This window comes from Sphingobacterium faecale (genome assembly GCF_016746095.1).
In the GTDB taxonomy this organism is placed as follows: Bacteria; Bacteroidota; Bacteroidia; order Sphingobacteriales; family Sphingobacteriaceae; genus Sphingobacterium; species Sphingobacterium faecale.
Map to the genome: position 1 here is coordinate 51,364 of NZ_JAERTY010000012.1, position 12,307 is coordinate 63,670.

General features: G+C 44.7%; 14 protein-coding genes. 13 read left to right on the top strand and 1 reads right to left on the bottom strand.

The features are described from left to right. Positions 1–136 precede the first annotated feature (136 nt). Entirely contained in the window at positions 137–766 is a 630-nt protein-coding gene (locus tag JKG61_RS19740; protein ID WP_202104734.1) for a hypothetical protein, read from the top strand. Here JKG61_RS19740 and JKG61_RS19745 read toward each other — a convergent pair. Then, positions 763–1,737, bottom strand: a complete 975-nt coding sequence (locus JKG61_RS19745) for an AraC family transcriptional regulator (RefSeq protein ID WP_202104735.1) — start codon at positions 1,735–1,737, stop codon at positions 763–765. The two genes, JKG61_RS19740 and JKG61_RS19745, sit on opposite strands and share 4 nt — an antisense overlap. 300 nt (positions 1,738–2,037) lie before the next feature. On the opposite strand from JKG61_RS19745, the gene JKG61_RS19750 reads away from it, so the two are divergent. The 12 genes from JKG61_RS19750 (at position 2,038) to JKG61_RS19805 (ending at position 12,175) form a co-directional block, all read left to right on the top strand. Beyond that, a complete protein-coding gene (locus JKG61_RS19750) occupies positions 2,038–2,187 on the top strand; it encodes a hypothetical protein (RefSeq protein ID WP_202104737.1) in 150 nt (49 codons plus the stop codon). Positions 2,188–2,285: 98 nt separating this feature from the next. Further along, positions 2,286–3,335 (top strand): lysophospholipid acyltransferase family protein, encoded by a 1,050-nt coding sequence (locus JKG61_RS19755; protein WP_202104738.1) that lies wholly within the window; start codon positions 2,286–2,288, stop codon positions 3,333–3,335. A gap of 128 nt (positions 3,336–3,463) precedes the next feature. Beyond that, the gene (locus JKG61_RS19760) at positions 3,464–4,429 is read left to right on the top strand and encodes a sensor histidine kinase (protein ID WP_202104739.1); all 966 of its coding nucleotides are present in this window, start codon (positions 3,464–3,466) and stop codon (positions 4,427–4,429) included. 116 nt (positions 4,430–4,545) lie between these two features. After that, positions 4,546–5,295, top strand: coding sequence for a LytR/AlgR family response regulator transcription factor (locus tag JKG61_RS19765; RefSeq protein ID WP_202104740.1), 750 nt, complete (start codon positions 4,546–4,548; stop codon positions 5,293–5,295). Between the two features lie 2 nt (positions 5,296–5,297). Beyond that, a complete protein-coding gene (locus tag JKG61_RS19770; RefSeq protein ID WP_202104741.1) occupies positions 5,298–5,876 on the top strand; it encodes a hypothetical protein in 579 nt (192 codons plus the stop codon). A 22-nt stretch (positions 5,877–5,898) separates the two neighbouring features. Beyond that, entirely contained in the window at positions 5,899–6,207 is a 309-nt protein-coding gene (locus JKG61_RS19775) for a hypothetical protein (RefSeq protein WP_021070281.1), read from the top strand. A gap of 588 nt (positions 6,208–6,795) precedes the next feature. Beyond that, on the top strand, positions 6,796–7,392 hold the full coding sequence (locus tag JKG61_RS19780; protein ID WP_202104742.1) for a hypothetical protein: 597 nt from the start codon (positions 6,796–6,798) through the stop codon (positions 7,390–7,392). A 119-nt stretch (positions 7,393–7,511) separates the two neighbouring features. Then, complete coding sequence (locus JKG61_RS19785; protein WP_202104743.1) at positions 7,512–7,913, top strand: hypothetical protein; 402 nt, start codon at positions 7,512–7,514, stop codon at positions 7,911–7,913. Continuing rightward, a complete protein-coding gene (locus JKG61_RS22985) occupies positions 7,832–8,914 on the top strand; it encodes an NlpC/P60 family protein (protein ID WP_237249553.1) in 1,083 nt (360 codons plus the stop codon). Before JKG61_RS19785 ends, JKG61_RS22985 begins: the two co-directional genes overlap by 82 nt. Before the next feature lie 442 nt (positions 8,915–9,356). Further along, positions 9,357–9,788, top strand: coding sequence for a hypothetical protein (locus JKG61_RS19795; RefSeq protein WP_202104744.1), 432 nt, complete (start codon positions 9,357–9,359; stop codon positions 9,786–9,788). Between the two features lie 621 nt (positions 9,789–10,409). After that, the gene (locus tag JKG61_RS19800; protein WP_202104745.1) at positions 10,410–11,216 is read left to right on the top strand and encodes a WG repeat-containing protein; all 807 of its coding nucleotides are present in this window, start codon (positions 10,410–10,412) and stop codon (positions 11,214–11,216) included. Between the two features lie 155 nt (positions 11,217–11,371). Next, a complete protein-coding gene (locus JKG61_RS19805) occupies positions 11,372–12,175 on the top strand; it encodes a hypothetical protein (RefSeq protein WP_202104746.1) in 804 nt (267 codons plus the stop codon). Positions 12,176–12,307 lie beyond the last annotated feature (132 nt).

The following is a 12,307-nucleotide window of genomic DNA, read 5'->3' on the forward strand; positions in this document are numbered from 1 at the left end:
CGAATAACAGGGCAGGAGATAGTCCTTATACGACTTGATAGGAATTGAAATCTTACTTAGGTATTGATTTATAGCTAGTTATTAGTTTGTTTCGTTTTTATTTATTAATTTTCAACAACAAATCAAGGAGGGTGCTATGGATTATGAAGTCAATACATGGGTATGGGTGTGGCCTTCTGCCAAACGGAAGCTCGCATTCGTATTGGCGGTACGGGAGCATACGGTTATGGTCAGGTATTACGATGTGATAGGCCATAGGCTGTCGGCCAGTCGGGAGGTATGGAGCAAGCGTGTGGTCGTACCGGCGCATCTGGAATGGGAGCAGTTGGAAAAGCTGCCCTGTGGCAAGCGCCCGCTCGCACTCAATAGGGCCAAGATGATCGTGGCCACCAATATGATCTTTACCGACAATGAGAAGCGCCTCGAGCGCAGGGTGTATTACTGCCGGCGCTGCCGTGCCTTCCATACCACGGCACAGTTCAAGCTGCCGGTAGCGTTCTTGAAGACCCTGGCCCTGAATCCCTATCAGGCGGATGGTGTCGAATGCTATAAGAAAATAGGCCACCGCAAGCGCGTGTGGTACTGGTGGCACCATACTCTGGGCGTCAAGATACCCTTTGGCCTGTTTGAACGGATCATCGCCGAGTATGCACCCACACCCGAGACGGCGATCCTCCAGACCCAGCTCGATCCCCTGGCTTTTATGCATTATATGATGCTCTATCTGTACAAAGCACGCTTGAAACGCATGAATCCCGAAAGCTAGGTGCCGCGCCGCCGGTATTCGCTCGGGCATATCCCATGTTTTTTTATAAAAGCTTTCCGAAATGCCGAACTGTGACTGTACCCCAATAGGTGGGAGATGTCGCTTATACGTGTCTTCTTCGCCAGGAGTACTAGCACTCGATCCTGTTTGAGGTCGAAGATATAGGTGGAGAGACTTTCCCCGTGCAGCAATTTGTGCCTGCGCCCCAGATAATTTTTGTCGATGCCAAATCGATCCGCCAGTGCACTGATCGATGGTACGTCCTGATCGGTATCGATGAGTTGTTTGATATAGTACCTTACAGCCTGTACCTTATTCTGCACGGGGGATAGTGTCGTATCATCTGGAGACTGCATCTGTTCGACGAGTTTGGAGATGGGCAGGTAGATCTGACTGTCCTGCAGGATATGCCGGCTGGGACCAAGACCCAATAGGTAGTACAGCTCGGCCCGGTCCAGATCGCTCATGGCTATTGCGGCAGATTGGTACAGTATGCCATGCTGTAGCTCCCGCGAGATGTGCTGCTCGTCAATAGCGAGCTCTTCGGGATAGCGGCCCAGCCAGCTCGCGGCGACATGGAAGCCTACTATCCAGTGGCGCCCTGCGTCGACCTCCACCTGTAGATGACCGGGAGCGCCTCGCAGCAGGTGCTTGCAGCCTTCCTCCAATACCGGAATAGCGCCATCCTGGCCGACTAGGCTGTAGCCGCCTTGGAGTGCATATTGCCAGTGGGTATCGGGGTGGTTGATATCGACAGCGATCCGTGTCCGCTCGGACAGCTGTAGCTCTATGCTGTAGAGGTAGACGTGCTTGGCATTGTGCCACTGCATGCAGCACCAGTTGTACCTGTCCTTGTACCAGCTGTCGACCTGGGCATAGGGGATGCGATAGGATACCTCTTTGGGCAACTTATTGTTTTTGGCGATAGCCGGATAGATCGCTCCCAGATGGATCATAAAGCCAGGTATCATAAGGCGTGGTTTTGCTGTGTGTCTATAATTTGCTTGTATACAAATGAATGGCTTAAAAGCCGTGCTGTCAAGTGACAGGGGTGACATTGGATCTACCTTTCGCTGAGGTGTCTTTAGGGACAATGAATCAAGCAGCTTTTGCGAGGTGACATCGGGAGACAGTTTTCATTCGTCGGCTGTAGGCTGCCACTCATCGGGTAATAAGGTTGTCTACCTTTTCTTTCTTCATTTTATTTTCTCTTGAATACGTTTGGGGTATGGATGCATGCGTTTTTGGGGCCCCATTTAAGGTTTTATTAAATGAACAGAAACGATGAAAACAAAAAGAAAAGTAACGGTGCACAACGTGCCCTTGAAAAAGAAAAGAATGCAGCGCGTGAAGACGGTGGCGTGTGCCACAGCAATTGTAGCCGCGCAGGTAATGGCAAAAGGCGAGTCAAGCCCATGTGATGTCTTCTTACCAGGCATACATTGGTATTGGTAATCTACTGGTACGGGTGCCGCCCTAGATTATTGGCAGTGCCCGTATCGATTAAAATCGTAATGATATGGACACCGTACAAGATTACAAAAAGGAGCTGCAGCGGCTCCACAACAGACTCTATAAGGAAGGGATAGATTGGAATCGCACGATCATCAATCGCCTTACAGAGATGAGCGCGAATATGGCATACTTCTTCCCAGAGCTGAGCTATGGGGACCACCGGAGGATATTCAGGGATAGCCTCTGGCAGCTCAAGATGGATTCCTGGGATCTCAAGCTGTTTTCCGGAAGTTATCCCTATAGCATAAGGGGGTGGAGAGGCTTTCTGAAGAAAATAAGAGCGCAGAAAGGAATGATATGTACCTATCACTTTGGCGCCTATCAATTGATCAACTACCTCTTGCTGAAAGTCAAGGAACCCTTCGCTCTCTTAGTCGGGGATAAGGTGTATCACGAATGGGAACAACGTAATACGGGGCTCGAAAAATTGCTTGGACAGGCCACACGGCAAGGCCGTTTTACGCTGCTCAATGCGGCCGACAGGGGGGCACTCCGTCGGATGTACGAACTGAGCGCAAAGGGACATCACCTGTTGGTATATGTAGATGGACTGGAGGGGATAGCATACGGCAAAAGACATGTCCTGGAGCCGGTGTCATTTCTGGGAAGAGAGATCGAGGTACCGCGTGGAACGCTGGGACTGGCGCATGCACTTCGACTGCCGATCTACCCCATGCTGGCTGTCCGACACGACAATACTGTTCGTATAGAGAGTATGCCTGCGATAACACCGGTGGCACATAGCAACAGGGCACTGTTTGTGCGCTCCGTGCTGTACAGGCTGTACGATTGGTTTGCGGGTTACCTCGGGCGCTGGCCAGAGCAGTGGACCAACTGGCCGTTCCTCCAGAAGATAAGGCCGGATGCCCAGATCAGGCACCTGGAGTGGCACTCGCTGGAAGCTGGACCTTACGATGACCCCATGCAATATGGTATATATTACGAGAGTGATGGTACTTGCGGACTGTTCCGCAAAAGGGATCTGTATTGTTTCTCGATCGCCCAGGAGAAGATCAGGTTACTGCAGCGGACAGGTTACGGAGGTTCTCCATAATTTATTAAGCGTCAGAAGATTTTGTATATTAGGGCTGCTAACCAATACTTTGAATCATGCCTGGCAAAATCTTCTTACGGGAGAGCATTAGGATACAGTTGGTTTGTTGGCCTATATATTTGCTTCTGATGTTGCTTATCAACAGCAAGCTAAAGCCCGAGGCCGATGGGCTCAGTCAGCTGATCGCTTGGCTTATTCTGCTCTTTGTCTTTAACGCTTGTCTAGCGATACTGTATGTTGTTTTTTTAAGAAAAATGATCTGGAAATCATTATTGCTTATTATCGTTCTATATGTACTGCTGACCGAAGGGATGTACTATATGGGAGAAGAGTGGATCGAGCTCAGGGAGGAGCTGTTCTCCACAAAACGCGAACAGTATTACTGGACTGTATTTGCCAATTATATCGGCGTGTGGATTATGGCGGGAAGCCTGCTGTTTCATATCTGGTCGCGGATCAACGACCGCTTACGACAGGAGGAAGCTCTGCGGAGACACCAGAAGGAGATAGAAGCCAGGGAGATGCAGTTTGCCCTGCGTACTGTACAGGTCAACCCACATTTTCTCTTTAATGCGCTGGCGGGGATGCGCAGTCGGACACAGGAACTGCTTCCCGCAGTAGCGGGTGATATGGATAGGTTGAGCGATCTGATGTGGTACATCTTGTCAGCCTCCGAGGAAGGTAAAAAAAAGGTGCTGCTCTATAAGGAAGTAGAAGCTTTGGAAAGCTATATCGCCTTAGAACGTAGCCGTTTCGAGCATACCTATATCGATTACAGGGTAGAGGGAATGTCGCTGTCGCACAAGATCGTGCCCGTGTCGCTGATTACGCTGGTCGAAAATGCCTTCAAGTATGGGATATACACCGAGGGGCAGACTCCTATAGAGATAAAGCTGTCGATTACCGAGGAGGCGGTGCTGTTTGAGTGTACCAATAGAATCGATAAGGCGAGGGGACTGCAAAGCTCATTGGGCACTGGGCACAGAAACCTGCGCTCCAGATTGGAGATCGCATTTCCAGGATGTTATCAGTTTGAAGCCCTGGAGATTGGAGATGATCGGTATTATGTCGGATTACGGATAGAGCAGGAATAAGGTAATCCATATGGCAACTGAAAAACAAAATATATACATATGAAATACTCATGGTTAGCAAAGCACAAACACCCATGAGTATTCCATATGACAACTGAAAATCAAATTATACACATATGAAAAGATTGAAATGTCTGGTGGTAGATGATGAGATAGAAGGCATCAATACCCTTAAGTCACTGATAAAGAAAAGGCACGACCTGCTCTATACCGGGGGGACGCAGGATGCCCGTGAAGTGCTCGCTATGATAGAGAAGTATCCTGTCGAACTGGTATTTGTGGATCTGCACATGCCTCATATCCACGGGTTGGATCTGATCAGATTGTTGGTGGATCAGGTAGAGGTGGTCTGCTGTTCGGCAGATCGGGTGTACGGTGCCGAGCTTTTTGAGCTGGGGATAGCATTCTACCTCACCAAGCCGGTAAAGCCCGAGCTGTTTCATACAGCGATAGACCGCGTATGGCAGAGCATAACCCAAAAACAGAGTGGAGGTAGCACTGCGGTATTGCCGATCGGCCTGGAAGATTACGTGATGTTTAAAGTATGCGGAGGCAGTACGCTCAACCTTCAACTGATCGATATCGAATGCCTGGAAGCACAGTCCGATAATACCATAGTAACGCATACAGATGGTTCGCATACCATTAGTCTGGCATTGGCCGATTTTGAAAGGCTGCTGCCCGCCGAGCACTTTATTCGCGTACATAGAGGATATATAGTCGCATTCAAGAATATAGCAAGTGTCGATAATGCCTGTGAGATCATAACACTGCGCAACTCGGCCTCTAAAGAGGTGCCCATAGGCCGGACTTATAAAGCGAACGTTCGTGATATGCTGAATATGAGGGTAATTAAAAACAGATAGAAATGTCAGATACAGCGTTACAGCATCAGTTGCAGAGTATACGATCACGGCTGCTGGAGCTGCAGAATGAAGGCGCTGCAATAGACCGGGAGAAGGAACTGTTGGCTTTTAATGGACAGATTATGGAGTTTATGGCAGCACTCCGTCAGTGCTGTTCGGATATGCAGGAGCAGATTGACGTCCGTGTAGAGTTGCAGGACGCTGTAAAACTGTCAGGCATTAAGCAGGCCGCTTACGAAAGCTTTTTCCAGGACCAGATAACGTTTTATAGACAGTGGTTAAGTGGCTTTGCAGAGCTGGTACATACAGATAAAGGAAAGTGTACTGTAGGGCTTACAGTGCGGCAGATACTCTTATTGTTGCGGTTGGCACGGGATACAGGCATACTCGCCGAGCAGCAGCTAAAACCCTATTTCTATTTTCTGCAGACAAGCTTTAGAACAAATGCACAAGACAGCCTATCGTACGAAAGCCTGCGTAAGAAGTATAGCGAACTGGATCGATATACCATCATCAACCTGCGCAGGTTGCTCGAAGAAATGCTGGTGCAGCTTAAACGTTATCAGGATAAAACAATGTAAGATAACCTAGACCACAGCTATTATGGAGCAGTTAATCAAAGTATTGATTCAACATGACAAGAAAAGATTGAAGTTGACAAAAAAACAGAACCAGCTTATTGGAAAGCTGATTTCGTTATCAACCCCTACCGACAAAGAGATGTTGAAAAAGATGATCATCGATAATGCAGACCTCAAAGAGATCTTTAAAGTAGCCGATACCAAGTTCTATCGACTCAAAAAGCTGTTTACCTCCTATGAACTCGACGCCAAGGACTACTACCTTACCGAAGAAATCCTCAAAACCATAAAGAAATATAAACGAAAACCAGAGACGGAGTCTTCTATCTAGTAGACTTACAGGTGATTAAATTTAACCTTTGAAGAATCTGGTTCGTCCCGTCATTGCGATCGTAGTGAAGGGACTTCTTACATCCTATGAACCGTCTATAAACCTTCTATGAATAGGAAATACCCATAAAAAGAACATAAAGAACACATAAAAGAAACAACGGCCACACAATAACGACACATGTTTGACACATGTTTGACACAACAACCACACATGTTTGACACAACAACCACATAACAACAGTACATCTTTAACAGCTGAAGCTTATACACACTTCAACTGCCACCTTCGAATTTTTAGGCAACTGTAATGGGATGCACTGGCCATACAGCCAAAAGATTTCAGTGGCGAGTTTTGCTGCTTTTGCGGTCAAAAGTAGGTGCGCTTCTGGCACGGAAGACAAGAGAGCTTCCTATTCCTTTCTATTCCTTCCTTTTTCATCTTTTTTCGTTTTATATAGTCACAATTGATTAGTAGTCATTGTTTTATGGTGTTTTGTTTGAACCTTTGTTTCGTAAGCACATCGGAAGGCGCCCCGGTAGCAGGCTTGCACAAACAGAATTATAAACGTCAAATAATTTTTTTAAAATGGCAAAATCAAAAGACAACCTGATCATGCAGGGCACATCAGGTCGAGTAGGACGGAACCTTGTGTTTCGATTAAAAGGCGATCAGACTATTATCGCTAAAAGAGCCCGGCAGAAGACGAACCGCGAGTATTCGAGCGATCAACAGTCTGTCATGAACAAGTTTACAAGAGCCGCACTGTACGCTAAAGCAGCAATACAGGATCCGCAGCTCAAGCAAGCTTACCAGGCAAAGGCCAATGTCAATCAGACGGCTTATAACGTAGCCTTTAGAGATTATCTCGTAAAACCCTATGTAGCACTACTGGATGATATGGGGTACCAAGGTAATGCAGGTGAAAAGATCTCCTTGTTGATCAAAGACGTACTTCAGGTCGTCAATGTCAAAATAGAAGTGCTTAATGCTAATGATGTGGTTGTCGAGAGTGGAGCAGCCACAGTCGCACCACTAGACACCACAAATACGCATTGGAACTATACCATGACCGAGGAAAATCCCGATTACGAAAATTCGAAGTACAGAATTACGCTGACGGATACCCCTGGCAAGAAGGCTGTAGAGATCAAAGACTACGGTGAGGATGCCACTGCAGATTAGTGCTTGTGAGAACACTATTGGAATGGGCCTTAGGGCCCTTCCTGATACCGATAGTTCGGGAGACGCTCTCATAACTTTCATAACAGCTATAACCTTACAATTACTAAATACTAAAAAAAATGGCAACATGGACAAACAGACTGCCCGCCTCCAATCAAGGGTGGAGGGTAGGATATAATATTATCTTTTTAAATTTGAAATATTACTTAATCAGCAGGTTAGTTGTATTAACCTTACTGTTCACTTTAATAGGAAAGCTGCTGGTTTTCGTAGATCCCAAGGCGGGGATACTCGATATCGGTATCCTCACGGTGGCGGTATTTGGCCTGCTGATCGGCGTGGCGGCGATACTGTGCAGCCTGTGGTTGCAGGAACTCCTGTGGCAACCTTTTAAAACGTTCCGTAAAAACTTTCGTTCACATTTTAATCAATTGACATCATGGCAACAATGTATTCTTTATTTCTCGGTCTTCTTCTTACTGCTCTATGCTGGGGTAATGGTGATGAGGGTAGTGTTTTAAGACCTGTTTTTCAAGATGTTTTTATCCCTTCCAATACCCATCCGTCATTTTCCATGACGAGGACTTCATTTTTTTCCTTGATGAAAAAAACGAAGCAAAAAAACCGGAACGAAGTGGAGCTCAGCAAAGCTAAATCAAGGCTTGGGCGATATGACGCTGAAAGCTTTTTGACAGCTCTAAACATCTCGGAGCCGTTACGCTTCGCTACACTCCATCGATCTGTTTTTGACGATCAGCAAAAAGTATTCTTGACGCTATATAGCCCTAGGCCGTTTTTTAAAGCTAGTGCTACTAGAACTCCCTTACAATCGGGATTAATGTCGCCTGTGAAGCAGTTCCCCATTAAGGATGACCTTTTAGCATATGGAGTCAAAGGCCGTAAAGCTATAATTTACAAAAACTCACATTTTGCACTACATAAGGATTTCCAGTCTAAGGGGAGGAAAAAAGGGGTGGGGACCTTGGAAACCGCCTTTATAGCTTTACGAAGCCGTGATGAACATAGGTTAAATAGTCTTGATCTTTGCGGCACTTTCTATCAAGGGAAAGTGCCTAGGTGGTCCGCCAATGAGGACAAAAGAAACTTGATAATAGCTATAGCTTCTGCAGAACTGGGCGTAGAAGAATCAACTGGCAACAACGATGGCCCTCGTGTTGAACAATACCTGGCTTACACCGGGCTAACCAAAGGCTATGAATGGTGTGCAGCTTTTGTAAGCTTTTGCTATGGGCAGGCGGGGCTTTCACAACCGCGCAATCCTTGGTCGCCTGCTCTATTTCCCAAGGCCAGAAGCTATAAGGATACCGATAAAATACAGCCCGCAGACCTCTTCGGTATCTACAGCAGTAGCTTACGGCGCATCCATCATGTGGGGCTGATCAAAGAAAAGCAAGGACATTACATCCTGACGATCGAAGGAAATAGCAATAACCGTGTTGAATCCCGGCGACGGCATCAGAGGACTATACACAGCTATGCGGATTGGGTTGGTAAAAGTTGAAAAGTTATAAGCTTATAAAGTTAAAAAGTTATGGGAGCCTGTTCCGAGCTATCGGGATTATAGAAGTGGATGGTATAGCTTTTAGATGCCTCCACTATGGTCGGCATGAAGGTATTGGTTTGTAAAAGTTAAAGGAGGCGAAATCGTAAACGTCACCCTAAGAGGTAAGTTTTTTTACAAACACAGAGAAGATTTGATGACAATAAAAGTAACGTCACGTCGACCTTGTGGAGAGGTCTATGAACTGTATAGGGTTAATATATAGCTTTTAGATATTGCTTCGCAGAGCCCTTCGGGGTTCTCCACTTCGGTCGATATGACGCCATAGTTTCCAAACCGAGATTGCGCGCTCACCGTACGTAATCTGTAATTGGTAGCGCAGCGCAGCGAAGTGGAACGGGGCTATGTACTATACAAAAATACACAGTAAATGAATTTGGATATGAACAAGATGATAAGCTTCCTGCTCCTCACAGTATGTTTCGGGTGCAAAGTAAACAAAGAAAAAAGCGAACGGTTGCATGAGGATAGCCAGTCTCAGAGCAGTCTAGAGACCAGTGCCTCATGGATGCAGTTCAATAGTCAGGACAGCAGTTTGCGCTATTGGCACTTTAGGGGAGACAGCAGCTTCTTTTTTCACCCGGATCTCGGTCTTTGGAGCCGCTCGGGGCAGTTAGCTTATGCCGAGCAGCGCGCGTTAAAGCGCCAAGCTACAACAGTAGATCATCGCTACGACAGTATCGGTATGGAAAATAACAAGGTACAACATCAGACTTATAACAAAAGATACAGTTATCCGCTGTTCAGCTGGCTGTGGCTATTGGTCATGATCCCCGTAGCGGCCCTGATCTATCGGTGGAAGGGATGGAAATGAAAATTTGAGGTCTGTATAATGCCTGCATAAGTAGTCAGGTGAGCCTGAAGGCAAAGCAAATGTTTAGATGAATGTTAAGATATTATTAATTATTTATATTACCAGTTTACCGTACGTTTGTTTTTTTATGTTTGAGGAATTAATATGCTACACCCATTTAGTGTTTTATTTAGATGTAATTTTAAATATTAGTTTTTCGTTGAAGGATGCGTTTTATCTACTACTATTACAGACTTCTCTATGTTCATTTTGAAACACATGACAATCCTCTTTTTAAGAGCATAGTTGCTATGGGGATGGCATTTGTTCTCATGCTAGGGATTGTTTATTCTATTATTGAATATTTGAATCCCGGTTCCATCAAGCTTGCTGAATATAGTCGGGGAGAAAAAACCATATATATCCTGTGTTTCTATTTCCTTTGGCATTACTCCTTGAAATACATTTTAACCCACTATGCCAAAGTGAATCCTAAGACCGGTGTGTCCAGTTTATATAGTTACACCCCATCTAGCCGAGCCTCTCAATATAACATCGGGGTACACGCATTTCTAATTGCATTACTTCTTTTTTTAGGTTATTTAAGAGTGCAATGATCCGGTATTTTGATTATAAAACTTCATGAAAATTTTATTAAAACTTCTATTTTGTTTGCTCCTAGTCATGTTGCTTAGTTGTAAATCCAGTCCAAGACAGCTCCGTGCTGATGAGTACCTTTATTCGATCACTGATACAGCAGGGCCAGTGGATCGATATGGGTATAGAGACAGCGCTGGAAACATGATTGTTCCTTTTGGGAAATATAGTTTTAACTATACAGATACGATCAAAAGTATTGGTTTTGTACTAGCTTCTGATGGCAGTTGGGCAATAGACAAGCAAGGTGAAAAGCTCTTTCAAACCTATCCATCGCCGAATAATGGGCCAGATGAGGTAAATGAAGGCTTATTTCGGATTTTGGGAGCAGACGGGACAATCGGTTTTGCAGATATGGAGGGAAATATAGTTGTATCTCCGCGTTTTAGCGCTACTAGTATCTTTTCAGATGGAAAGGCTACGTTTTGCCAAGGATGTCCTTTGGCAATGTACAAGATTGTTCAAACCGAGGGATTTAGACAGGTCATGTTAAAATTAAGAAATGAAAAGCCTGACATTTTTTTCATTATTTCGGGGCGTAAATATGGGCGGATTAATTTAAAGGGAGATACTATTTTAAGACCGATATACGAAAGAATTTTTCCTACCTGGGATGGAATTACGATGGTATTAAAAGACGGGAATGCCTTTTACATTGATTCCGTTGGTAATGAGGTTGATTATGATCCATTAAAGCACCCTAGTCAAAAGCCGATCCAAAGGGATGTAACTAAGTGTACTATCTATTTTAAAAATGAAGAAGAACTTCTAAAGTTTAGTAAGTCTTTATAATCATTTAGCACCCGTATGATCTATTCATAAAATAGCAAACCATGAGTGCGGATGCAAAGTAAACAAACAAAAAAGTGAACAGCTATATATAGACAGCCAAAAACAAAGCCGTCTGGAATCTAATTTATATCTTTGTCACAACCAATCAGAGGCAGATGTTAAATCAACTATATAAACTAACCTTTCTTTTTATTATCGTACTAAACACAGGAAGTCATACTGCTAGGGCTAGTAATAGAATGGTAGCAGTAGAGGACTCCGTTGAAAATGCATTTCAGTTTGTTAAGCGGCTTTTACCTGCAGGTGAATATCAGGCCGATGTACTGGGGGCTTCTATGATGGATCCAAAACAGCAGGAGCTGATGAAGAAGATGAAGATGGCTATAGCTAATAATATCGAATGGTATCAGGAGGTGCTACGTGGACTGAAGCCCGGCGAACCTATGCCTTATCATGAAAAATTAGGTATGAGCCGAGAGGAGTACAGCGGCATGTTGAAATCATTCGAAAGCGTAAAACTCGACAAAATGTTTTCAGCATCGCTAACGGTAAGTCAGGAAGGAGGAACGTTGACGTTTGATGGTGGTAACGATCTACCTTTCTTAGATCACATAGTTATAGATTCTGATAGTAAGTGCATACTAATACAAGGAGATACCCTCTTGTATCAGAATGCTATACAGATGGATAATAGCAGGACGACACTCCAAGCTGGTCCTTGGCAAGGATACTCTTGGAAGAGAGAGGTGGTAAGTCGTGCCGGAGAACTGATCACGGACCATGAAAGTGTGGACATCGTGAATGATGAAGAACTGGATATGTCCATGTACAACTGTACAATTGGTAAACTCGATAATAAAGGGGAATGCTTTATGTATATTAAGGTATTGGTGCTGAAAGGCGGTGAAGTCGTAACCAAACAAGATATTGCGTTAATAATTCGTGCTTCGCCGATTTAAAAACGTTAAAAGGTTCTATGAATCGCTTTTCTGAAAGAATAGATATTTGCTAAAATATGAATAACCTTGTTCTGAAAGCCACATTTGCACACTGCATTAAAAAATAAATACATAAAAAATGTTTAGTCCAAT

Excerpts from the sequence above, each read along its gene's own strand:
- JKG61_RS19780 (WP_202104742.1), top strand. The coding sequence starts at position 6,796 with ATGGCAAAATCAAAAGACAACCTGATCATGCAGGGCACATCAGGTCGA.
- JKG61_RS19755 (WP_202104738.1), top strand. The coding sequence starts at position 2,286 with ATGGACACCGTACAAGATTACAAAAAGGAGCTGCAGCGGCTCCACAAC.
- JKG61_RS19750 (WP_202104737.1), top strand. The coding sequence starts at position 2,038 with ATGAACAGAAACGATGAAAACAAAAAGAAAAGTAACGGTGCACAACGT.
- JKG61_RS19765 (WP_202104740.1), top strand. The coding sequence starts at position 4,546 with ATGAAAAGATTGAAATGTCTGGTGGTAGATGATGAGATAGAAGGCATC.
- JKG61_RS19745 (WP_202104735.1), bottom strand. The coding sequence starts at position 1,737 with ATGATACCTGGCTTTATGATCCATCTGGGAGCGATCTATCCGGCTATC.
- JKG61_RS19740 (WP_202104734.1), top strand. The coding sequence starts at position 137 with ATGGATTATGAAGTCAATACATGGGTATGGGTGTGGCCTTCTGCCAAA.
- JKG61_RS19775 (WP_021070281.1), top strand. The coding sequence starts at position 5,899 with ATGGAGCAGTTAATCAAAGTATTGATTCAACATGACAAGAAAAGATTG.
- JKG61_RS22985 (WP_237249553.1), top strand. The coding sequence starts at position 7,832 with ATGGCAACAATGTATTCTTTATTTCTCGGTCTTCTTCTTACTGCTCTA.
- JKG61_RS19795 (WP_202104744.1), top strand. The coding sequence starts at position 9,357 with ATGAACAAGATGATAAGCTTCCTGCTCCTCACAGTATGTTTCGGGTGC.
- JKG61_RS19800 (WP_202104745.1), top strand. The coding sequence starts at position 10,410 with ATGAAAATTTTATTAAAACTTCTATTTTGTTTGCTCCTAGTCATGTTG.
- JKG61_RS19805 (WP_202104746.1), top strand. The coding sequence starts at position 11,372 with ATGTTAAATCAACTATATAAACTAACCTTTCTTTTTATTATCGTACTA.
- JKG61_RS19785 (WP_202104743.1), top strand. The coding sequence starts at position 7,512 with ATGGCAACATGGACAAACAGACTGCCCGCCTCCAATCAAGGGTGGAGG.
- JKG61_RS19770 (WP_202104741.1), top strand. The coding sequence starts at position 5,298 with ATGTCAGATACAGCGTTACAGCATCAGTTGCAGAGTATACGATCACGG.
- JKG61_RS19760 (WP_202104739.1), top strand. The coding sequence starts at position 3,464 with ATGTTGCTTATCAACAGCAAGCTAAAGCCCGAGGCCGATGGGCTCAGT.